Raw genomic sequence first — 21686 nt, 5'->3', positions numbered from 1 at the left:
TGTCTAGACAACCCCTTCCGTCGCAACAATTGGATATAAAAGTCCGATTGTCATTTTTACTGCTGTATTCTGCCCAAGCTTTTTAAAAGCGCGGATCTACCAGATCTATCAACAGACTTTGCGAGGAGCGCGAAACATGCACGAGATTCCTAATCTCCCCTTCCCAAGCCTGCACGAAACTGAGCAGACAACCACGCAACAAGCCGGCGCCCAACAGCCCGAGCCAAAAAAAGAAGCCACTGAACGCCGCCAGGCCGACAGCGAAGACTGAAACACCTGCAATGCCAGACCGTGTGGAAAGCGCTAACATGCGCTTTCCACACCGCCTGAACCCTTGAGCTACACACCATGACCGATGAATTCAGCGAGACCCAAGCCAGCGTCCTGATCGGCACCGCCGAGAAGATGATCGAGATCTGGAATCGCCTTTCCCCCGAGAAACAAGCCGCGTTGCTCGCCCGTTTCGGCAGCGAAGAAAACGCCTTGGCCGCCCTGGTCACGACGCAACTGGTTGCCCCCGCCAAGCCCTGATTCACCCCGCCCGGCAAATAGTTTTACTTTTTCCACGACCCGCAGCCGCTCGCGCCGCTATCATAAGCAGCCTATCTATCCTGCTTTCCCCGTGGACCTTTACCCATGTCTGAAAACCAGCGCCCCCTGGCGGTCACGCTGCAAGTCGTTTCCATCGTTCTGTTTACCTTCATCGGCTACCTGAATATCGGCATCCCCTTGGCCGTATTGCCCGGCTACGTCCACAGCGACCTGGGTTTCGGCGCAGTCATCGCCGGCCTGGTAATCAGCGTGCAATACCTGGCCACCCTGCTCAGCCGCCCTTACGCCGGGAAAATCATCGACAACAAGGGCAGCAAACTGGCGGTGATGTACGGCCTCGCCGGTTGCGGCTTGAGCGGCGTGTTCATGTTGATTTCGGCCTGGACCCAGAGCTTGCCGACCCTGAGCCTGATCAGCCTGCTGATCGGCCGCCTGGTACTCGGCAGCGCGGAAAGCCTGGTCGGTTCAGGCTCGATTGGCTGGGGCATCGGCCGGGTTGGCGCGGCGAACACCGCCAAGGTGATTTCCTGGAACGGCATCGCCAGCTACGGCGCATTGGCCGTCGGCGCGCCGTTGGGTGTGCTGTTGGTCCATCAATTGGGCTTGTGGAGCATGGGCGTGAGCATTGTGCTGCTGGCCATTCTTGGCCTGGCACTGGCCTGGCCAAAAACCGCTGCGCCGATCGTGGTCGGCGAACGCCTGCCGTTCATGCATGTGCTGGGGCGCGTGTTGCCGCATGGTTGCGGCCTGGCGCTGGGCTCGATTGGCTTCGGCACCATCGCCACCTTCATCACCTTGTATTACGCCACGCAACACTGGGACAACGCGGTGTTGTGCCTGAGTTTGTTTGGCGCCAGCTTCATTGGTGCACGCTTGCTGTTCGGCAACTTGATCAACCGCCTCGGCGGCTTTCGCGTGGCGATTGCCTGCCTGTCCGTGGAAACCCTGGGCTTGTTGCTACTGTGGTTGGCACCGGACGCCCATTGGGCGTTGGCTGGCGCGGCGCTGAGCGGTTTCGGGTTCTCGCTGGTGTTTCCAGCGCTGGGCGTGGAAGCGGTCAACCTGGTGCCGGCCTCCAGCCGTGGCGCGGCCGTCGGTGCTTATTCGTTGTTCATTGATTTGTCGCTGGGGATTACCGGACCGCTGGCGGGGGCCATTGCGGCCGGATTTGGTTTTGCCTCGATCTTCCTGTTCGCCGCCCTCGCCGCGTTGAGCGGTTTGATGCTGAGCATTTACTTGTACCGGCAAGCACCGAAGCAACGCGAAGCGCGTGAGTCGCGTTAAAAATCGACCTTGCCGCGTCCGGCCTTGATACTCCCGCGCTGGCTCTTCGATTCGAGCCGACGCTTTTTTGAACCCAGCGTCGGTTTGGTCGGGCGGCGCTTCTTTTCGACTTTGGTCGCGCTGAGGATCAGTTCGGTCAGCCGTTCCAGCGCATCGGCGCGATTGGCCTCCTGCGTGCGGTATTGCTGGGCCTTGATGATCAACACACCTTCGCTGGTGATGCGACTGTCGCGCAGTGCCAGCAACCGCTCCTTGTAGAACTCGGGCAAGGACGAGGCCGGAATGTCGAAACGCAGATGCACGGCGCTGGAAACCTTGTTGACGTTCTGCCCGCCGGCACCCTGAGCGCGAATGGCCGTCAACTCGATCTCGGCATCCGGCAGATGCACGTTGTTGGAAATTACCAGCATGTAAAAGCGTCCGGGTTCAGAGTGCGCAGGATACCGCGAATAGACCGGTGCAACGCGCCCCTGTAGGAGCATGGCTTGCCCGCGATGAACGAAAACGCGGTGTACCTGGTAAACCGCGGTGCCTGAATCGCGGGCAAGCCATGCTCCTACAGGGGTTTTGTGTGAACCCTGAAAACAACAAACCCGGCACATTGGCCGGGTTTATTGTTTTTGCGTACGGCGTTATTTCACTGAAGCCTGGAGCGCATGCTGCGCACTGCGCTTGTTCTTGATGCCGTAGCAGATCCACATGAACACGACCCACACCGGAATCGCGTACACCGAGATCTGGATCCCCGGAATCAGCAGCATCACGCACAGGATAAACACCACGAACGCCAGGCAGATGTAGTTCCCGTACGGGTACCACAGCGCCTTGAACAGCGGCGTTTGTTTGGTCTTGTTCATGTGCTGGCGGAATTTGAAGTGCGAGAAACTGATCATCGCCCAGTTGATGACCAGGGTCGCGACAACCAGTGACATCAACAGTTCCAGCGCATTTTGCGGGATCAGGTAGTTCAGCAACACCGCAATCAGCGTCACCGCGGCCGAAGCGAGGATCGAACGCACAGGCACGCCGCGCTTGTCGATCTTCGACAAGGCTTTCGGCGCATCGCCCTGCTCGGCCATGCCCAGCAGCATGCGGCTGTTGCAATAGGTGCCGCTGTTGTACACCGACAACGCCGCGGTCAATACCACGAAGTTGAGGATGTGCGCGGCGGTGTTGCTGCCGAGCATCGAGAACACTTGTACGAACGGGCTGCCGCTGTAGGAATCACCTGATGCATTCAGGGTGGTCAGCAGGGCGTCCCATGGCGTCAGGGACAACAGAATGACCAACGCGCCGATGTAGAAAATCAGAATCCGGTAGATCACCTGGTTGATGGCTTTCGGGATCACGGTTTTCGGCTTGTCCGCTTCTGCTGCGGTGAAACCGAGCATTTCCAGGCCACCGAAGGAGAACATGATGATCGCCATGGCCATCACCAGACCGCTGACACCGTTCGGGAAGAAACCACCGTGGGACCACAGGTTGCTGACCGACGCTTGCGGGCCGCCGTTACCGCTGACCAGCAAGTAGCTGCCCAGGGCAATCATGCCCACGATGGCCACAACCTTGATGATCGCGAACCAGAATTCGGCCTCGCCAAAGACTTTGACGTTAGCCAGGTTAATCAGGTTGATCAGGACGAAGAACCCGGCTGCCGAAACCCAGGTCGGGATGTCCGGTGCCCAGTAGTGGATGTATTTGCCGACTGCGGTCAGCTCCGACATGCCCACCAGGATGTACAGGATCCAGCAGTTCCAGCCCGACAGGAAGCCGGCGAAACCACCCCAGTATTTGTGCGCGAAGTGGCTGAAGGATCCGGCCACGGGCTCTTCGACGATCATTTCGCCGAGCTGGCGCATGATCATGAAGGCAATGAAGCCGCAGATGGCGTAGCCGAGGATCATCGACGGGCCGGCGGACTTCAGCACCCCGGCCGAGCCGAGGAACAAACCGGTGCCGATCGCGCCACCGAGGGCAATCAATTGAATGTGGCGGTTTTTCAGGCCGCGCTTCAGCTCGCCTGAATTCGAGTTTTGTCCACTCATGAAAAGGCTCTCACGTTCTGCATAGTTACAACGGTCATGCGTCACCTGTTTGTTTTTATCTGTGACGAAATCGAACCCGACACACTCGTGGCGTGGCGGAGTGAACAAGACGGGTAGCCTTGAGGTTTGCGCATTTGCGCAGGAGGTCACAGTTAAAACGCGGCGCATTGTACACCCGTAACCCCCTGCTGCCAGACCCGCTGGATCAGCGTGTTGTAAGCCGGGATTGCCTGTGTCCGCCCCGAGTGTCCCGGGCGGCTGCAAATAGAGAGTCAGACCCTTGCGGGCCATCGACGGGAACGATTGAAAAATCGCCCCACGGGGAGAGATGGAGATGAATCACGGCGTACATTGCGCCTCCTTCTTGTTATGCACCTGCACGACAGGCATGCGGCGCATCTGACCCTGCATGGCGTGCTGAAACAAGCGGGGGAGAGCCTTGGAGCGAGAATGGAGCGGTCACGAAATGGAAGAATTTTCTTACAGTTCCCGGGAGATGGGAGTTTCATGGGGTTAATGGGTGGTTTTCGTAAAGTATTCGTTACAGGGCGTAACGACGGTTTTCCATTCTGGAAATGGCGGAGCCTGAGTTGACGCCTTCGCGGGCAAGCCCGCTCCCACCATTGGCGCGATCGTTCCCATGCTCCGCGTGGGAATGGCTCACCGGAGGCTCCGCGTTCGGCTTTGAAGGGACGGGCTGCATTCCCACGCGGAACGTGGGAACGATCAGTCAGCCAAAAAAAAAACGCCATCCCGAGGGATGGCGTTTTTATGCAGCGCTTACCGATTACTCAGGTTTGCGACGACCGAAACCCGGACGCTGGCCCGAACCGGCTGGCGCGCCGCGGCGCTTGCCCGATGGTGCGTCCTTGTCGACCAGGACGATGCCCGGGCGTTTCTTCGGCGCAGGCTTGGCCGGGCGCTTGGTGTCAGCAGGACGGTCTGCCACTGGCGTTCCGCGACCGGCTGGAGCACCGCGATCGCTGCGGCCGCCGCTTGGCGCACCACGGCCTTCGCCACGTTCAGTGCGGCCGTTGGCCGGGCGTGGAGTGCGTGGACCGCGCTCGCCGTCTGCACGAGGTGCAGCAGGTTTGCGGGCCGGGCGCTCGCCTTCGATCTGCGGCTCGCGAGAATCACGCGCCGTGGCCGGGGCACCCGCCGCTGGACGCAACGTACGCACGCGCTCGGTCTTGCCCATCGGACGCGACGATTTACGCTGCATACGATCGAGCTTGTCTTTGCTCTTGGCGTTCAACTGTGGCATCGCGACCGGCGTCAGGCCAACCTCGGCACTCAGAATGTCGACTTCGTACTGGCTCATTTCGCGCCAGCGGCCCATCGGCAGGTCGGAGTTGAGGAACACCGGACCGAAGCGCACGCGCTTCAGACGGCTGACCACCAGGCCCTGGGATTCCCACAGGCGACGTACTTCGCGGTTGCGACCTTCCATCACCACGCAGTGGTACCAGTGGTTGAAACCCTCACCACCTGGCGCTTGCTTGATGTCGGTGAACTTGGCCGGGCCGTCTTCGAGGACAACGCCTGCTTTCAGACGCTCGATCATCTCGTCATCAACTTCGCCACGTACACGTACCGCGTATTCACGGTCCATTTCGTAGGAAGGGTGCATCAGGCGGTTGGCCAATTCACCGTCGGTGGTGAACATCAGCAAGCCGGTGGTGTTGATGTCCAGACGACCGATGTTGATCCAGCGACCTTCTTTCGGGCGCGGCATCTTGTCGAATACGGTCGGACGGCCTTCGGGGTCGACACGGGTGCAGATTTCACCGTCGGGCTTGTTGTACATGATCACGCGGCGTACCGATTCGGCCGCTTCTTCGCGCTTGATCACCTTGCCATCAATGGTGATGGCGTCATGCATGTCGACACGCTGACCGAGCGTGGCGTCTTTGCCGTTGACCTTGATGCGGCCGTGGCTGATCCAGGCTTCTACGTCACGGCGCGAGCCGACGCCGATACGGGCGAGGACTTTCTGCAGTTTTTCGCCTGCTGGGCCGATTTCCTGGTCGTCTTTCTGGTCGTTGATACTCATCTGGGCACCTCCCGGTGTGGTCTGTTCAGGCGTTGCCTGAAGCGATGTAAATCTGTGCACTTGGGCGAAGGGATCGCCGAAGGGTCGCGAATCATACGCTCATGTGGGCGATTTCGCATCAGAGACTAGCTGATGATCACAGCGTTACTGGTTTTTCCGCCGACCGGTGGCACCGTACGCGTATTGAGCTTGTGTAGAAGCCGAGCTTGCTCGCGATAGCGGACGTCCATTCACTTTGATGTTGAATGTGCTGACGTCATCGCGAGCAAGCTCGGCTCCTACAGGACTGGGGTCAGTCGTCGAATTCGCGGCGTTCGGCTTCGATGGCTTCGGCGAGTGCCCGGGCTTCGGCTTCTTCGTCGCTCAACTCGGGCTCAGGCTCGGGTTTCGGCTGTTCAAGGGCCGCGACGGCAGCCAGGAGTTTTTCGCGAGCTTCGGCGACGCCTAGCACGTCGTCTTCAAGCTCTGGCTCCGGCTCCGGCTCTTCTTCGACTGTGGCTTCTGGCCCTACCTGAAGTTCATTGTCGATTAGCGGCTCAACCGCGGTCATCTCGCCGTCACGCAACAAATCATCGAAATCAGTCTTGAGCCCCTCCTCCATGGTGTCCAGTTCCAGCAACAACGTGTGGAAACTGGTTTCTTCCTTGGGTTCTTCCGGCTCGGCGCTGGCGTCCGCCAATTCCTGCAGGCTGGCAGGCACGGGTGCGTCGTCGAAATCGAGAACCGGGTCCGGTTCAAGTTCGCGCAGTTCGGCCAGCGGCGGCAGATCGTCGAGGTTTTTCAGGTTGAAGTGGTCGAGAAATGCCTTGGTGGTGGCAAACATCGCCGGTTTGCCGGGCACATCGCGGTAGCCAACAATGCGAATCCACTCACGTTCCAGCAGCGTCTTGACGATTTGGCTGTTGACCGCCACGCCCCGCACGTCTTCGATTTCGCCCCGGGTGATCGGCTGGCGATAGGCAATCAGGGCAATGGTTTCGAGCATGGCGCGGGAATAACGCTGCGGGCGCTCCTCCCACAAGCGCCCGACCCACGGCGAAAATTTCTCGCGGATTTGCAGACGGTAGCCCGAAGCCACTTCCTTCAGCTCGAAAGCGCGGCCGTCGCAGGATTTGGCCAAAATCGTCAGCGCTTTCTTGAAGACCGGCGGCTCTGGTCGCTCGCCCTCTTCGAAGAGTTCGAACAGTCGTTCAAGCGATTGCGGTTTTCCCGAGGCCAACAGAAAGGCTTCAAGCAGTGGCGCCAGCTCGCGGGGTTCAGTCAGGTTCATGATTCAACTCGTTATTCGGCTCGGGCCCGCACATGGATCGCTGCGAACGGCTCATTCTGCACCAGCTCGACCAAGGATTCCTTGACCAGTTCGAGGATTGCCATAAAGGTCACCACTACCCCGAGCCGCCCTTCCTCCGCCGTGAACAGCTCGACAAAGGGCACGAAACCACCGCCCTTGAGCCGGTCCAGCACATCGCTCATGCGCTCGCGGGTAGACAACGCCTCGCGGCTGACCTGGTGGCTTTCGAACATGTCGCCCCGGCGCAGGACCTCGGCCATGGACAACAGCAACTCCGACAGACGCACGTCCGGCAAGAGCTTGCGCGCCCGGGCTTCGGGGGCATCCAGCTTGGGCACGACGACATCGCGTCCGACGCGGGTCAGACCATCGATGCCTTCGGCGGCCGCCTTGAAGCGCTCGTATTCCTGCAAGCGACGGATCAGCTCGGCGCGCGGGTCGTCTTCTTCGTCTTCAATGGTTTCGGCGCGGGGCAAGAGCATCCGCGACTTGATTTCGGCCAGCATCGCGGCCATCACCAGGTATTCGGCGGCCAGTTCCAGGCGCACCGACTGCATCAACTCGACATACCCCATGTACTGACGGGTAATTTCCGCCACCGGGATGTCGAGGATGTTGATGTTCTGTTTACGGATCAGGTACAGCAACAGGTCGAGCGGGCCTTCGAAGGCTTCGAGAAACACTTCGAGCGCATCCGGCGGGATGTACAGGTCCAGCGGCATTTCCAGAACTGCCTGGCCATAGACCATCGCGAAGGGCAGCTCTTGCTGGGCTCCGGCTTGACTGTCGACAACAGGTTCTACTGCAGACATCTACGCCTCGGCCATGAACGGCACAGGGTCGCCGCAACCGACGCGGATCACTTCCGGCTCGCCGTCGGCGAGATTGATCACGGTGGACGCCTTGATCCCGCCGAAACCGCCGTCAATGATCAGGTCGACCTGATGTTCAAGCAGTTGGCGCATTTCATAGGGATCAAACATCGGGTCGGTTTCACCGGGCATGATCAGGCTCACACTCATCAACGGCTCACCGAGCTCCTCCAGCAGCGCCAGGGCAATCGGATGGCTTGGCACACGCAGGCCGATGGTGCGTTTTTTCGGGTGCAACAACAGCCGCGGGACTTCGCGGGTGGCGTTGAGAATAAAGGTGTACGGCCCTGGCAAATGAGCCTTTAGCAGGCGGAACGTGCCGGTATCGATTTTGGCAAACAGGCCCAGTTGCGACAGGTCGCAGCAAATCAGCGCGAAATTGTGCTTTTCATCCAGCCCGCGTAAACGGCGCACGCGCTCTACGGCCACCTTGTCGCCGATCTGGCAACCAATGGCGTAGGAAGAGTCCGTGGGATAAACCACCACCCCGCCCTTGCGGATGATCTCGACCGCCTGTTTGATCAGGCGCACTTGCGGATTTTCCGGATGAATCTGGAAAAATTGACTCACATTCTCTACCTGTTCAGACGGCGGCAATATTTGGGTCATGTTTGAATCGACACCACAGTGGTGGCAGATCCTCCGGCAGAGGTCGGTATTCACCGATCTCGGACCAGCCTCCAGGGCCATGAAAATCACTGCCGGCGCTGACCAGCAGACCGAACTCGCGAGCAAGAATCGCCAGGCTGCCCACTTGCTCGGCGGGCTGATGGCCATTGACCACTTCAATCGCATGGCCCCCGGCTTGAATATAGTCAGAAATTAGCCGACGACGCTTGCTGCGTGTGAAATCGTAATGCCAGGGATGCGCCAGGCTGACCCAGGCCTTTGCCGCGCGCAGGGTTTCGACGGTCTCTTCCAGGGTCGGCCAGTGTTGCTTGACGTCGCCCAGCTTGCCGGCGCCCAACCATTTGCGGAAGGCTTCGGCGCGATCCTTTACATACCCTTCACGCACCATCCAGTCGGCGAAGTGCGGGCGGGCCGGCGCGTTGCCGCTGTCGCCCAGTTCCTGCTGTATGGCCCGGGCACCGTCCAGCGCGCCCGGCATGCCTTTCAATGCGAGTTTTCGGCCAATTTCCTCGGATCGCAGCCATCGGCCATCGTGCAACTTTGCAATGGCCTCGACCAACGCCGGCGCGTTTACATCAAACCCGTAACCCAATACGTGAATGGTCGCGCCGCCCCAGGTGCAGGACAATTCGACGCCGTTGACCAGCAGCATCCCCAGCGCCGTTGCCGCGGTGCGGGCCTCATCAAGGCCCTCGAGGGTATCGTGATCGGTCAAGGCCAGGACTCGCACGCCTTTCTCGAACGCACGCGCAACCAGTACCGCAGGCGCCAGGGCGCCATCGGAGGCCGTGCTATGGCAGTGCAAATCAACATTCACAGGACTTTGTTACCTCAAATCAGCTGGCGCTATCGCGCGCCCATATGTTTGTTATTATGCCGCCACATCCTGCTTCTGGCTGCCACTGTGAAACAATTCATCGATTTCATCCCGCTTCTTCTGTTTTTCATCGTCTTCAAACTCGATCCACGGGTCGTCGACATCGGCGGTCATGAATTGACTGTAGGCGGTATTTACAGCGCCACCGCGATGCTGATCATCAGCTCCCTGGTGGTTTACGGCACGCTGTTCATCAAGCAGCGCAAGCTTGAAAAGAGCCAGTGGCTGACGCTCATCGCCTGCCTGGTCTTCGGTAGCCTGACCCTGGCGTTCCACAGCGAAACCTTCCTGAAGTGGAAAGCGCCGGTGGTGAACTGGTTGTTTGCCCTGGCATTCATTGGCAGCCATTTCATCGGTGACAGCCTGTTGATCAAACGCATCATGGGCCACGCGCTGACCCTGCCGGAACCGGTCTGGACGCGTCTGAACATCGCCTGGATCGCCTTTTTCCTGTTTTGCGGTGCCGCCAACCTGTTCGTCGCGTTTACCTATCAGGACTACTGGGTCGACTTCAAAGTCTTCGGCAGCCTGGGCATGACGCTGCTGTTCCTGGTCGGCCAGGGCATTTACCTGTCCCGCCACCTGCACGACGCCGATACCACAACGCCAAAAACCGAGGACTGACATGCTTTACGCAATCATTGCCACAGACGTCGCCAACTCCCTGGAAGCCCGACTGGCCGCGCGCCCTGCCCACCTTGAGCGCCTGCAAGTGCTCAAGGGCGAAGGCCGCATCGTATTGGCCGGTCCACACCCGGCGGTCGACAGCAATGATCCGGGCGCGGCGGGTTTTACCGGCAGCCTGATCGTTGCCGAATTCGATTCCCTGAGCGCCGCACAGGCCTGGGCCGACGCAGATCCGTACATCGCGGCAGGCGTCTACGCCAACGTTCTGGTCAAGCCGTTCAAGCAAGTCCTGCCGTAACTTTCCCCCACAAATGCCCCCGCGCGGTGAACCTTGTCGGTTCATCGCGCTCTCAATCGCTCATTATTCTCGTTTGCCTGCCGATAACCTGCCCAATTACTCGATTGGAATCAGGAGTCGCGATGCGCAAGGGTCCGTTGTGTCTGTTGTTGGTGACGTTGTCGATCATGGCCCCGGCTCATGGTGAAGAAGGCGTCGAGGGCGGTAATTCGACGCCGCTGTCCCTGAGCGCCGGCAGCCAGATCAGCGAGTTGCAGCAGCGCTTGAAGGCAAGCGAACAACAACGAGAAGAACTGAGCAAACAATTGCAAACTACCGATGGCGAACGCGAAAGCGCTCAACTGAGCCGGTTGCGCCAAGAGAATCAGCGCCTCAAGCTGCAACTCAAGGAAGCGCAGGCCAGCAGTCCGCTGCCACGCTTTCTGTCTGATCAGCAGCAGTGGTTTGTTATCGGCGGTGGAGTAGCGCTATTGGCCCTGCTCTGCGGTATCTTCGCCAGTGGTGCCACCAGAAAACGTCGGCAATGGCTGAATTGAGTGATTCATGAGCGAGCTGTTACTAATTGATGATGACCAGGAACTGTGCGAGCTCCTGGTCAGTTGGTTGAGCCAGGAAGGCTTTCAGGTCCGCGCTTGCCACGATGGCCATAGTGCCCGCCGCGCGCTGGCCGAAACCTCCCCGGCCGCCGTGGTGCTGGACGTCATGCTGCCGGACGGCAGCGGTCTGGAATTGCTCAAGCAATTGCGCAGCGATCACCCGGACTTGCCGGTGCTGATGCTTTCAGCACGCGGTGAGCCACTGGACCGCATTCTCGGCCTGGAACTGGGCGCCGATGATTATCTGGCCAAACCCTGCGACCCACGAGAACTGACAGCCCGTCTGCGCGCCGTGTTGCGCCGCAGCCATCCGGCGGCCGTGTCCAGCCAGATGGAACTGGGAGATCTGTGTTTCAGCCCGGTGCGTGGCGTGGTCAGCATCGATGAACAGGAGTTCACCCTCACCGTCTCCGAAAGCCGCCTGCTTGAAGCCCTGCTCAAGCAACCCGGCGAGCCGCTGGACAAACAGGAGCTGGCGCAGATTGCCCTGGGCCGCAAGCTGACCCTGTACGACCGCAGTCTGGACATGCACGTCAGTAACCTGCGTAAAAAAATCGGCCCACACCCCGACGGCCGTCCTCGCATCGTTGCCCTGCGTAGCCGCGGCTACTACTACAGCCTCTGAAGCGTGTAGCAGCTGCCGAGCCTGCGAGGCTGCGTTCGGCTGCGCAGCAGTCGTAAACCCGACAACGCGGTTTACCTGAAAAATGTAGCGCCTGATTTCACGACGGCTACGCCACCGAACGCAGCCTCGCAGGCTCGACAGCTGCTACACGGGGCGTGCGTGTGCAAAAGGTGGTGGAGTTGTCAGGTCAGTACAACCCCGTCTTTACCCAAGCTTTACGTTCCGCTGACCGCCGCTGACCTTGATCTGCGTAATCTGTACTCATCCGGAACGTACCGGGAACGAGACAAGGAGATTCACCATGCGCAAGACTCTTATCGCTCTGATGTTTGCTGCCGCCCTGCCGACTGTTGCCATGGCCATGCCTGAAGGCACCGGCCCGATGGATGGCTCGATGGACGGCTCGCGCCACGGCGGTCAGATGCACGGCATGCACGGTAAAGGCCCGTACAGCCAGCTGGACCTGAGCCGCGAACAGCGCGAGCAGATCCGCAAGATCATGGGCGAACAGATGCACGAGCGTAAGCAACTGGTCGACAAATACCTGGAGAAACTCTCCCCGGCTGACCAGAAAGCCTTGAAAGACGAAATGACCGCCAAGCATCAGAAAGCCGAAGCCGATGTGCGCGCCGTACTGAAGCCGGATCAACAGAAGAAATTCGACGAGATCCAGAAAAAGCAGGCTGAGCGTCGCGCCGAATGGGCCGAATTCAAGGCCTGGAAAGCGCAACAACCGCAAAAAGCGCAATAATGCGCTAACCCCGGACCCAACGGCTCAACCCCGCTGGGTCTGCTCCATTGAGCCAAATGTGAGAACGGGCTTGCTCGCTCCCACATGGATTTGCGTTTGTTTGAGGATTTTCTGTGCGCTCATTGTTCTGGCGTATCCTGGCCAGTTTCTGGCTGGCCATCGCTCTGGTGGCAGGGCTTTCCATTCTGCTGGGGCATATGCTCAACCAGGATGCGTGGATTCTCAGTCGCCATCCGGGCCTCAATACCTTGGCCGAACAATGGACGCAAACCTACGAATCCCAGGGTGAAGAAGCCGCTCAGGACATTCTGGAACAGCGCAAACGTCAATATCACATTGACGTTCAGGTGCTGAACGAGAGCGGTGACCCGGTAGTTCGAGGCACCTTCCCTCGTCGTGCTGCGGCGTTCGAAGCGCGGCAGAACAACGATGACCGGCGCCTGCCATGGCGTCGTTTGACCGCGGAATACACCAGCGAAAAGACCGGCGATACCTACCTGCTGATCTATCGCATCCCGCACCCCGAACTGGATTCATGGCACCGCGAAAGCCTGTTGTGGCCGTTGAGTGCCCTGGGCATTGCTCTGGTGGTGCTGACCTTGTTCAGCTTGTTCGTCACGCTGTCGATCACCCGCCCGCTCAGTCGTCTGCGCGGCGCAGTGCATGACCTGGGGCAAACCACCTATCAGCAGAACAGCCTGGTGAAACTGGCCAATCGCCGCGATGAATTCGGCGTACTGGCCAACGACTTCAATCGCATGGGCTCACGCCTGCAAAGTCTGATCGGTAGCCAACGGCAACTCCTTCGCGATGTATCGCACGAATTGCGCTCTCCGCTCGCCCGGCTGCGCATTGCACTGGCGCTGGCTGAACGGGCCACCCCTGAAGAACGGGAGAAACTCTGGCCGCGCCTGACCCGAGAATGTGACCGGCTTGAAGCGTTGATCAGCGAAATTCTGGTGCTGGCGCGGGTCGACGCCGACAACGCCAGCGCCGAAGAGGTCGACCTCAGCGCGCTACTCAATACGCTACACAAAGATGCGCAACTGGGCTCGCCGGAGCAGAGCGTGCGACTTGAAGCTGAGCCGCAACTGAACCTCAAAGGCTGGCCGACGATGATCGAGCGTGCCGTCGACAATCTGCTGCGCAATGCTCAGCGTTTTAACCCGGTTGGGCAGTCGATTGAAATGCAGGCCGTGCGTCAGGGCGAGCGGATTGTGGTCAGCGTGCGTGACCATGGGCCGGGTGTAAGCGCCGAGTATTTGAACCAGTTGGGTGAGCCGTTTTATCGGGCTCCGGGGCAGACAGCCGCCGGGCATGGCCTTGGATTGGCCATTGCGCGCCGCGCGGCAGAACGGCACGGCGGGAGCCTGGTGCTGGCCAATCATCCGCAGGGCGGGTTTATTGCCAGCCTGGAACTGCCGTTGGTGCCGGGTGCTGTCGTCCAGCCATAAATGCAGTGAGGATGCAAAAAGCACGCAGCCTCGTTTCACTCGACAGCTGCTACAGGTGTACACATATCTCTGTAGCAGCTGTCGAGTGAAACGAGGCTGCGATTTTTTGAACGTCAGGATTTAGCGGGCCAGGCGCTGACAAATTCGGCCAAATCGACTTTCTCCGCCACTCGCGGTTCTTTCTGCGGCGTGCCCAGGTAGAGGAACGCAATCACCTCCTCCCCTTGCGCCAACCCCAACCCATTGGCCACATGTGCGGAATACGCCAGTTCACCGGTGCGCCATACCGCGCCAATCCCCTGCGCATACGCCGCCAGCAAAATCCCGTGTGCCGCGCAGCCCGCTGCCAGCAGTTGTTCGGATTTCGGATATTTGACGTGATCCTGTAACCGCGCGATCACCACCACAACCAGTGGCGCCCGGAGTGGGCCGTTGCGCGCCTTGTCCAGCGCGGCCTCGGACACCTCGGCGTCTTGTAGCCTGGCGGCTTCAGCCAGCAACTCGCCCATCTGCTCACGCGCCGCACCCTCGACCGTCAGGAAGCGCCACGGCTGCAAATGGCCATGGTCCGGTGCACGCATGGCGGCGCCAAACAGAACTTCGCGCTGCGCTGCGGTCGGTGCCGGGTCAAGCAGTCGTGGAACGGAAACACGGTTGAGCAAAGCGTCGAGAGCCTGCATCGGCCACCTCCTGAAAAAATGTTTGGCTATTCTAGCTGCAAGTGCGCAAGCGGCGTCGGTTTACATGCCCTGCCCCGCAGGTAGAATGGCGCCCTCCTCCACAACAGCCCGAGCGGATTTCATGGCGTTGCCGACCTTACGGATTATTGGTTTTATCATCGGCATCTTCCTGATCACGCTGGCGATCTCCATGATCGTGCCCATGGCAACCCTGGTGATCTTCGACCGCACCAACGACCTGCCGTCGTTCCTGTGGTCGAGCATGATTACGTTTGTGGCTGGCCTGGCGCTGGTCATCCCCGGACGTCCCGAGCATGTTCACCTGCGTCCACGGGACATGTATTTGTTGACCGTCAGCAGTTGGCTGGTGGTGTGCATCTTCGCCGCGCTGCCATTTTTGCTGACCCAGCACATCAGCTACACCGACTCCTTCTTCGAAAGCATGTCCGGCATCACCGCCACCGGCTCCACAGTACTCAGTGGCCTGGACACCATGTCACCCGGCATTCTGATGTGGCGCTCGCTGCTGCACTGGCTCGGCGGCATCGGCTTTATCGGCATGGCAGTCGCCATTTTGCCGCTGTTGCGTATCGGTGGCATGCGCCTGTTTCAGACCGAATCGTCGGACCGCTCCGAAAAAATCATGCCTCGCTCGCACATGGTGGCGCGCTTGATCGTGGCCGCCTACGTCGGCATCACCATTGTCGGCAGCCTCGCGCTGTGGTGGGCCGGAATGAGTCTGTTTGATGCGATCAACCATGCGATGTCCGCGATCTCGACCGGAGGGTTTTCCACGTCGGACCAGTCACTGGCCAAGTGGACACAACCGGCGGTGCACTGGGTGGCGATCGTCATCATGATTCTCGGCAGCCTGCCCTTCACCCTGTATGTGGCGACCTTGCGCGGCAACCGCTGGGCGTTATTCAGGGATCAGCAGGTTCAAGGGATGCTCGGCATGCTGCTGGTGACCTGGCTGGTGCTCGGCACCTGGTACTGGTGGACCACCCAACTGCATTGGCTCGAAGCCTTGCGGCACGTGGCGTTTAACGTGACGTCGGTGGTCACCACCACCGGTTTTGCGCTGGGGGATTACAGCCTGTGGGGCAATTTCTCGCTGATGCTGTTCTTCTACCTGGGCTTTGTCGGCGGCTGCTCCGGCTCGACGGCCGGCGGGATCAAGATATTCCGCTTCCAGGTCGCCTATATCCTGCTCAAGGCCAACCTTAACCAGTTGATTCACCCGCGCGCGGTGATCAAGCAGAAGTACAACGGTCACCGTCTCGACGAAGAAATCGTGCGTTCGATCCTGACGTTTTCGTTCTTCTTTGCCATCACCATCTGCGTCATCGCGTTGCTGCTCTCACTGCTCGGCGTGGACTGGATGACCGCCCTGACCGGTGCGGCCAGTACCGTGTCCGGTGTCGGGCCGGGGTTGGGTCCGACCATCGGGCCGTCGGGTAACTTTTCATCGTTGCCGGACGCCGCCAAGTGGATTCTGTCGTTCGGCATGCTGCTCGGCCGACTGGAGATCATTACGGTGTTTGTTCTGTGCATTCCTGCGTTCTGGCGGCACTGACCAGCCCTGCCGCGTCCGTCAGATGCGCCCGGTACTCGCCGGGCGTGGCGTCAAACCAGCGGCGGAAGGCGCGGAAGAAGTTGCTCGGATCGGCGAACCCCAGCAAGTAGGCAATTTCCAGCAGGGTCATGGTGGGCTGGGCAAGGTATTGCTCGGCCAATTCACGTCGCGTGTCATCGAGCAACGCCTGAAAACTGGTGCCCTCCTCCTGCAAGCGCCGCTGCAAGGTGCGCTGTGACAAGTGCAGCGTTTGCGCCACGGTATCGCGCTTGGGTTCGCCCTGCGGCAGCAGACGACACAACACTTGACGCGCATTGTGCGTCACGCGGCTCTCGGAGAACCGTGCCAGGTACTCGCCGGCAAACCGGTCATGCAGCAGCGCCATCGCTTCGTTGGCAGTTGGCAGGGGGGCTTCCATGTCGGCACGTTCAAAGATCAACGCATCGTAAGCCGCGTTGAACACCAACGGCGCATGAAAGGCTTGTTTATACGGTTCGAGGTCGACGGGTTGATCGCCCTGCACCAGCACCTTGCGCGGTTGCAGCGTGCGCCCGGTCAACCAGCCGCACAACGCCAACGCACAGGCCAGCGACGCTTCGGCACTTTGCCGGGTGGGTGGCAAGTGGTCGCCATGCACCGTCAGAATCAGCGCATAACCCTCATCCAGCAGGCGGAAACTCAAGTCGGCACTTTCGGCAATGATCCGCTGATAGCGCACCAGTCGCTGAAAGCCTTCGGCCAGGGTCTGGCTGGACATCAAGGCGTAACCCGCCACATGGAAGGAGGCCGGTCGCACCACTTTGCCCATGTTCAGGCCTATCGCCGGGTTGCCGGACAGCTCGACCGCGCGCTGCCACAGACGCGTCATGGAATCTTGCGTGAAGCGCGCATCCGGATCATCCAGCGATGCGTAGTCGAGCCCTAGCTGCTTGAACAGAGCCCGGCAATCCAGACCGTCCATCTCCAGTGCCTTGACAATCCCCATCGCCCAGCTTGCAGAAGTCGTTCGTTCGCTCATGGCGTTTACTTCACGTTCGGTGAGCCGTCTGACGCGGCTGATTTCCAAAGGATACTAAAGTGGCGCCTATTGTCACTGGCTGATGCCATTGATCACTCTAGACTCAAATAAGCTACCCGCAGAACAACTTGCAATCAGAACAATAACCACAGAGATCGCAGTCGTGGAAAACATCAAACGTTTCAACAGTTTTGCTGAGTTCTACCCGTATTACCTCAGCGAACACAGCGACAGTACTTGCCGACGACTGCACTTTATCGGCACGACGCTGGTCATTTTCATCCTGGCCCTGACCATCGGCAAAGGCGCATGGCTGTTGCTTTGGGCCCTTCCGCTGGCCGGTTACAGCTTCGCCTGGGTCGGGCATTTCTTCTTTGAGAAGAATCGACCTGCAACCTTCCAACATCCTCTTTATAGCCTGCTTGGCGACTTTGTCATGTACCGCGACATGATTCTGGGTCGTGTGCCCTTCTAGGCTCCACTGGCCATAAAAGCGACCTGCGTGGCCAATGTAATATTGGATCCAAGTTCTACACTCAAGACATCCCATTCGATTAGAACAAGAGGATAGCTGATGAATGCCCATGCCCGATTCACGCACATGCAGGATGGCACGCAGGAAGACTGGGCGATCATCGCCGCGGACTTCAGTGCCTACGCCAAACAATTACCGGCACGGATTGTGGCGCACCTGAAGTTGCTGGCGGGTGATTTTGGCGGCTTCCCGGTAGATCGCCTGACCCATTCGCTGCAAACCGCCAGCCGCGCCTGGCGCGATGGCCGTGATGAAGAATACGTGGTCTGTGCGCTGCTGCACGACATCGGCGACACCCTTGGCTCCTACAACCACCCGGACATTGCAGCGGCGATCCTCAAGCCGTTCGTCAGCGCCGACAACTTATGGATGGTGGAGAAACACGGGATTTTCCAGGGTTACTACTTCTTCCATCACCTGGGGATGGATCGGCACCTGCGCGAGCAATTCAGCGGACACCCGCAATATCAGGCGACCATCGAGTTCTGTGCCAAGTACGATGCGGCGGCGTTCGACCCTGAGTATGAGACGCTGCCACTGAGCTTCTTTGAGCCGATGATGGAGCGGGTGTTCGCCCAACCGAAGAACTCGATTTATACAGCGGCGATGGAACAACATTCGCCGGCCTGATAGACCTCAGGGGACCGCTGCGCGGTCCATCGCGGGCAAGCCCGCTCCCACAGGCTTTTCTAGCAGTCACAAATCTAGTGTTCACCTTGCTCAATGTGGGAGCGGGCTTGCCCGCGATGAGGCCTGCCCAGACACCGTATTCCTAGGCCGGTTCGGCGACCTTGATGGCCCTCAATTCAGCTTCCCGCGCCTGAGCATCCGCCAGGCGATACAGCTCGATCGTCCCGTCCCAATGCTCGATCAGCGCCGTGCACGACTCCACCCAGTCCCCGCAATTGAGGTAATCCACCTCGCCGACCTTGCGAATCTCGGCGTGGTGAATGTGCCCGCACACCACGCCATGCAACTCGCGCTTCAGGCATTCGTGAGCGATAGCTTCCTCGAAGTCGCTGATGAAGCTGACCGCGGTTTTCACCTTGTGCTTGAGGTACGCCGACAACGACCAATAACCATAGCCATAACGGGCGCGCCAATGGTTGAGCCAGCGGTTGAGGGTCAGGGTGAATTCGTAGGCCGAGTCGCCGAGAAAGGCCAGCCAGCGGTGATACCGGGTGATGACATCGAACTGATCGCCATGGATAACCAGCAGGTGACGGCCATCGGCGGTCACGTGCACGGCTTCATCCACCAGTTGGATGTTGCCCAGAATCAGCTTGGAATAGCGACGCAGGAATTCGTCGTGATTGCCGGTCACATAGATGACTTCGGTGCCGCGCTTGCTCATGGTCAGCAAGCGCCGGATCACGTTGGTGTGCGCCTGCGGCCAATACATGCCGCCGCGCAGTTTCCAGCCGTCGATGATGTCGCCGACCAGGTAAATCTTGTCCGCGTGGTAGCCCTTGAGAAACTGCGACAGGTGTTCGGCCTGGCAATCCCGAGTGCCCAGGTGCACATCGGAAATCCATAAGGTGCGCACACGTTGCTTACGACTGGGTTTGGCGAGCTCGGCGCTGGTCATGGGCAACCCTCTGCGATGGTTTTTCCAAGGTTGCGCCGATCGGGTTAATTGAGCATGACAGTGGCGAGTCATTCCTGTGACAGCGGCAGGCCGGTGTAGACTGGCCCCATCATGCCAGGAGACCTGTGATGAGACCGATCCTCACACTACGCCAGTACACCGAAGACTTGATCGTCCACAGCCACGACCACGCTCAACTGGTGTTCGGCTTGTCGGGTGCGCTGGACTTCGAAGTCGATGGCCATGGCAGCCAGGTGGTGCAGCAGAGTTTCGTGGTCGTCCCGTCCGGTTTCCATCACGCGTGCGGCAGTAGCAATGGCAGCCGTTGCCTGGTGCTGGATGTGCCGAGCGATCAATGGATTTCACAGTCTCTGGGTGACCACGCCGAAGCCAGTCGCCGCCTGCTCGACAACGCCGGGCGCCTGCCGCTGGATGCCGGGCAAAGCCAATTGGTCAATTGGCTGGCAGGCAGTCAGGTCAACGATCCGTTGATCGCGCAACAAGGCGCAGTGCTGTTGCTGGCCAGCCTTAATAACGCCAAACCTGACAGCGTCGGCGGACGGCGCCTGCCGTATGCGGCGATGAATGCGCACATCGATCAATACGCGGCTTATCCGCTGCAAGTGGCAGATCTGGCCCAGGTGGCCGGGCTGTCCAGCGCTCGCTTGCACGCACGGTTTATCGCCGAATGCGGGCAGACGCCAATGGACTACATCCGCAGCCGGCGGCTTCATCTGGCGGTGGGATTGCTGCGCGATTCACCATTGCCCATCGGCGAGATTGCCAGCCGGGTCGGCTATAGCTCCCAGAGTGCTTTCGCCGCGGCGGTATTGCGTGAGTTTGGCGCTTCCCCCGGCAAACTGCGGCGCGAGGCTGGCGATAAATGACGCGAGTCTGACGACAGACACGCCAAGCCTCACGCGATTTAATGTAGCCGCTGGCGAAGCCTGCGTCAGACTCGGGCTGCGTTCGGACGAAGCGGTCGCAATCGGGACAAATGCGATGTGTCTGATGCACCGCGTTTTCCGGTTTTACGACCGCTTCGTCCGAACGCGGCCCGAGTCTGACGCAGGCTTCGCCAGCTGCTACAAGTCCGTGGACTCTGTCGGTTTGGCTTACTACGTTAATCAAGGATTGTAATGACTCCCCGTACCGCCCTTGGCGCTTTGCATATCGGCGCACTGATGTTCGGCCTGACCGGTGTGTTCGGCAAGCTCGCTGCCGCCTCCCCCGCTGTCATCGTCTTTGGCCGTGCCGCGTTTGCGGTCCTGGCCCTGGCGGTGTTTGCGCGCTTCGCCAGCAACACCCGCTGGCAACAGCTTGAAGCCGTGGACTGGCGCCGTCTGCTGCTCAGCGGTTTGTTGCTGGCCGGGCACTGGGTGAGTTTCTTCATTGCGGTGAAGGTGGCGGGTGTGGCGATTGCGACCCTGGGTTTTGCCAGTTTCCCGGCGTTTACCGTCATGCTCGAAGGGCTGGTTTTCCGCGAGCGGATTCGCGCCAACGAAATCCTGCTGGTCGTGCTGGTGAGTGTCGGGTTGGTGCTGGTCACCCCGGACTTCGATCTGGCCAGCGGCGCTACCACCGGCCTGCTTTGGGCCGTCGGTTCCGGGCTGTTGTTTGCCTTGCTGTCACTGACCAACCGGGCCAGCTCCGGGCGAATCCCGCCGGTGCAGGCCGCGCTGTGCCAGAACGTGGTGGTCGCGGTGTGCCTGCTGCCCGTGGCGGCACCGCAATTGAGCGAAGTGCGCGGCATCGACTGGCTGTGGATCGGTCTGCTCGGGGTGTTCTGCACCGGCGTTGCACACAGCCTGTTCGTCGCCAGCCTGGCGGTGATCAAGGCACGCACTGCGGCGGTGGTGTTCGCCCTGGAACCGGTTTACGGGATCACCATGGCCTGGCTGCTGTTCAATGAAAACCCGACGCTGGGCATGCTGGTCGGCGGCGCGTTGATCATCGTCGCGATCGTGGTGTCCAGCAGGCTGTCGGGTGGCTCAAGCAAAAAGACCGTGGTCGCTGAAGCGGCGTCTCACTGAGTCCGGTCGTTGTGGCCCAGGTCGCGGTCCGGGTCAATCTGATCGCGGACCCGCTGCTTGAGCACCTTGGCCTCCGGGAAACCGCCATCGGCTTTGCGCTCCCAAAGCTGCACCTCGTCACAGAAAATATGGAACACCCCGCCGGTGCCGGGCACCAGCGACACTTTGCCCAAGTCATCGCCAAAGGTACTGAGCAGTTCCTGAGCCAGCCAGGCGGCACGCAATAGCCATTGGCATTGCGTGCAGTAGGTGATGACGATTTCCGGTTTGTGCGCGGTCATGACGGGCGAGTCTCTGAATC

Annotated in this window: 25 protein-coding genes; 14 read left to right on the top strand and 11 right to left on the bottom strand. The window is 59.9% G+C overall.

All coding sequences use genetic code 11. The features are described 5' to 3' along the window. Positions 1–136: 136 nt before the first annotated feature. The 3 genes from LOY55_RS07435 to LOY55_RS07425 all read left to right on the top strand — a co-directional run bounded on the left by LOY55_RS07435 (position 137) and on the right by LOY55_RS07425 (position 1836). Positions 137–271 carry a hypothetical protein gene (locus LOY55_RS07435; protein ID WP_256577151.1) on the top strand — a complete coding sequence of 45 codons (135 nt, stop codon included), beginning with the start codon at positions 137–139 and terminating at the stop codon, positions 269–271. A 77-nt stretch (positions 272–348) separates the two neighbouring features. Next, positions 349–531: a hypothetical protein gene (locus LOY55_RS07430; protein WP_077430673.1), complete on the top strand. Its 183-nt coding sequence runs from the start codon at positions 349–351 to the stop codon at positions 529–531. A gap of 105 nt (positions 532–636) precedes the next feature. Further along, positions 637–1836, top strand: a complete 1200-nt coding sequence (locus LOY55_RS07425; RefSeq protein ID WP_077430674.1) for an MFS transporter — start codon at positions 637–639, stop codon at positions 1834–1836. Here the strand turns inward: LOY55_RS07425 and arfB are convergent. The 7 genes from arfB to LOY55_RS07390 all read right to left on the bottom strand — a co-directional run bounded on the left by arfB (position 1833) and on the right by LOY55_RS07390 (position 9544). Continuing rightward, entirely contained in the window at positions 1833–2246 is a 414-nt protein-coding gene (gene arfB / locus LOY55_RS07420; RefSeq protein WP_046032786.1) for an alternative ribosome rescue aminoacyl-tRNA hydrolase ArfB, read from the bottom strand. The genes LOY55_RS07425 and arfB overlap by 4 nt on opposite strands. Before the next feature lie 222 nt (positions 2247–2468). Further along, positions 2469–3881 carry an amino acid permease gene (locus LOY55_RS07415; RefSeq protein WP_109786380.1) on the bottom strand — a complete coding sequence of 471 codons (1413 nt, stop codon included), beginning with the start codon at positions 3879–3881 and terminating at the stop codon, positions 2469–2471. Positions 3882–4668: 787 nt separating this feature from the next. Further along, positions 4669–5934 (bottom strand): 23S rRNA pseudouridine(2605) synthase RluB, encoded by a 1266-nt coding sequence (rluB, locus tag LOY55_RS07410; protein WP_046032784.1) that lies wholly within the window; start codon positions 5932–5934, stop codon positions 4669–4671. A 292-nt stretch (positions 5935–6226) separates the two neighbouring features. Next, positions 6227–7204 carry an SMC-Scp complex subunit ScpB gene (gene scpB, locus LOY55_RS07405; protein ID WP_223522570.1) on the bottom strand — a complete coding sequence of 326 codons (978 nt, stop codon included), beginning with the start codon at positions 7202–7204 and terminating at the stop codon, positions 6227–6229. Between the two features lie 11 nt (positions 7205–7215). After that, the gene (locus LOY55_RS07400; RefSeq protein ID WP_123434000.1) at positions 7216–8037 is read right to left on the bottom strand and encodes a ScpA family protein; all 822 of its coding nucleotides are present in this window, start codon (positions 8035–8037) and stop codon (positions 7216–7218) included. Beyond that, a complete protein-coding gene (locus tag LOY55_RS07395; RefSeq protein WP_223522569.1) occupies positions 8038–8667 on the bottom strand; it encodes an L-threonylcarbamoyladenylate synthase in 630 nt (209 codons plus the stop codon). Positions 8668–8680: 13 nt separating this feature from the next. Continuing rightward, positions 8681–9544: a PHP domain-containing protein gene (locus LOY55_RS07390; protein ID WP_223522568.1), complete on the bottom strand. Its 864-nt coding sequence runs from the start codon at positions 9542–9544 to the stop codon at positions 8681–8683. 87 nt (positions 9545–9631) lie between these two features. Between LOY55_RS07390 and LOY55_RS07385 the strand changes: the two genes are divergently transcribed. From LOY55_RS07385 to LOY55_RS07360, 6 genes are all read left to right on the top strand, one after another. Next, complete coding sequence (locus tag LOY55_RS07385) at positions 9632–10228, top strand: septation protein A (protein ID WP_046032779.1); 597 nt, start codon at positions 9632–9634, stop codon at positions 10226–10228. 1 nt (position 10229) lies between these two features. Next, positions 10230–10529, top strand: a complete 300-nt coding sequence (locus LOY55_RS07380; RefSeq protein WP_007984134.1) for a YciI family protein — start codon at positions 10230–10232, stop codon at positions 10527–10529. A 122-nt stretch (positions 10530–10651) separates the two neighbouring features. Beyond that, entirely contained in the window at positions 10652–11065 is a 414-nt protein-coding gene (locus LOY55_RS07375; RefSeq protein ID WP_077430676.1) for a translation initiation factor 2, read from the top strand. A gap of 7 nt (positions 11066–11072) precedes the next feature. Then, positions 11073–11750, top strand: a complete 678-nt coding sequence (locus LOY55_RS07370; RefSeq protein WP_223522567.1) for a response regulator transcription factor — start codon at positions 11073–11075, stop codon at positions 11748–11750. Positions 11751–12051: 301 nt separating this feature from the next. Beyond that, positions 12052–12501, top strand: a complete 450-nt coding sequence (locus LOY55_RS07365; protein WP_109786377.1) for a Spy/CpxP family protein refolding chaperone — start codon at positions 12052–12054, stop codon at positions 12499–12501. A gap of 113 nt (positions 12502–12614) precedes the next feature. Then, complete coding sequence (locus LOY55_RS07360) at positions 12615–13955, top strand: HAMP domain-containing sensor histidine kinase (protein WP_223522566.1); 1341 nt, start codon at positions 12615–12617, stop codon at positions 13953–13955. Between the two features lie 113 nt (positions 13956–14068). Here LOY55_RS07360 and LOY55_RS07355 read toward each other — a convergent pair whose 3' ends face one another. Beyond that, a complete protein-coding gene (locus LOY55_RS07355) occupies positions 14069–14635 on the bottom strand; it encodes a nitroreductase family protein (protein ID WP_223522565.1) in 567 nt (188 codons plus the stop codon). 121 nt (positions 14636–14756) lie between these two features. Here LOY55_RS07355 and LOY55_RS07350 point away from each other — a divergent pair, with 121 nt between their 5' ends. Continuing rightward, a complete protein-coding gene (locus tag LOY55_RS07350; protein WP_077430677.1) occupies positions 14757–16211 on the top strand; it encodes a TrkH family potassium uptake protein in 1455 nt (484 codons plus the stop codon). Here the strand turns inward: LOY55_RS07350 and LOY55_RS07345 are convergent. Then, on the bottom strand, positions 16168–17229 hold the full coding sequence (locus LOY55_RS07345) for an AraC family transcriptional regulator (protein WP_077430678.1): 1062 nt from the start codon (positions 17227–17229) through the stop codon (positions 16168–16170). The genes LOY55_RS07350 and LOY55_RS07345 overlap by 44 nt on opposite strands. A gap of 163 nt (positions 17230–17392) precedes the next feature. Between LOY55_RS07345 and LOY55_RS07340 the strand changes: the two genes are divergently transcribed. Beyond that, complete coding sequence (locus LOY55_RS07340) at positions 17393–17704, top strand: DUF962 domain-containing protein (RefSeq protein WP_046032770.1); 312 nt, start codon at positions 17393–17395, stop codon at positions 17702–17704. 99 nt (positions 17705–17803) lie between these two features. Next, positions 17804–18394 (top strand): HD domain-containing protein, encoded by a 591-nt coding sequence (locus tag LOY55_RS07335; RefSeq protein ID WP_046032769.1) that lies wholly within the window; start codon positions 17804–17806, stop codon positions 18392–18394. A 142-nt stretch (positions 18395–18536) separates the two neighbouring features. Here LOY55_RS07335 and LOY55_RS07330 read toward each other — a convergent pair whose 3' ends face one another. Continuing rightward, a complete protein-coding gene (locus tag LOY55_RS07330; protein ID WP_046032768.1) occupies positions 18537–19352 on the bottom strand; it encodes a UDP-2,3-diacylglucosamine diphosphatase in 816 nt (271 codons plus the stop codon). A 128-nt stretch (positions 19353–19480) separates the two neighbouring features. On the opposite strand from LOY55_RS07330, the gene LOY55_RS07325 reads away from it, so the two are divergent. Then, on the top strand, positions 19481–20239 hold the full coding sequence (locus tag LOY55_RS07325; RefSeq protein ID WP_223522564.1) for an AraC family transcriptional regulator: 759 nt from the start codon (positions 19481–19483) through the stop codon (positions 20237–20239). Between the two features lie 252 nt (positions 20240–20491). After that, positions 20492–21385, top strand: coding sequence for a DMT family transporter (locus tag LOY55_RS07320; RefSeq protein WP_223522563.1), 894 nt, complete (start codon positions 20492–20494; stop codon positions 21383–21385). Here LOY55_RS07320 and LOY55_RS07315 read toward each other — a convergent pair. After that, the gene (locus LOY55_RS07315) at positions 21379–21666 is read right to left on the bottom strand and encodes a SelT/SelW/SelH family protein (protein WP_046032765.1); all 288 of its coding nucleotides are present in this window, start codon (positions 21664–21666) and stop codon (positions 21379–21381) included. The two genes, LOY55_RS07320 and LOY55_RS07315, sit on opposite strands and share 7 nt — an antisense overlap. Positions 21667–21686 lie beyond the last annotated feature (20 nt).

Origin of the sequence: Pseudomonas sp. B21-040, assembly GCF_024748695.1 — a bacterium.
In the GTDB taxonomy this organism is placed as follows: Bacteria; Pseudomonadota; Gammaproteobacteria; order Pseudomonadales; family Pseudomonadaceae; genus Aquipseudomonas.
This window is presented reverse-complemented; position numbering and strand designations above follow the sequence as displayed.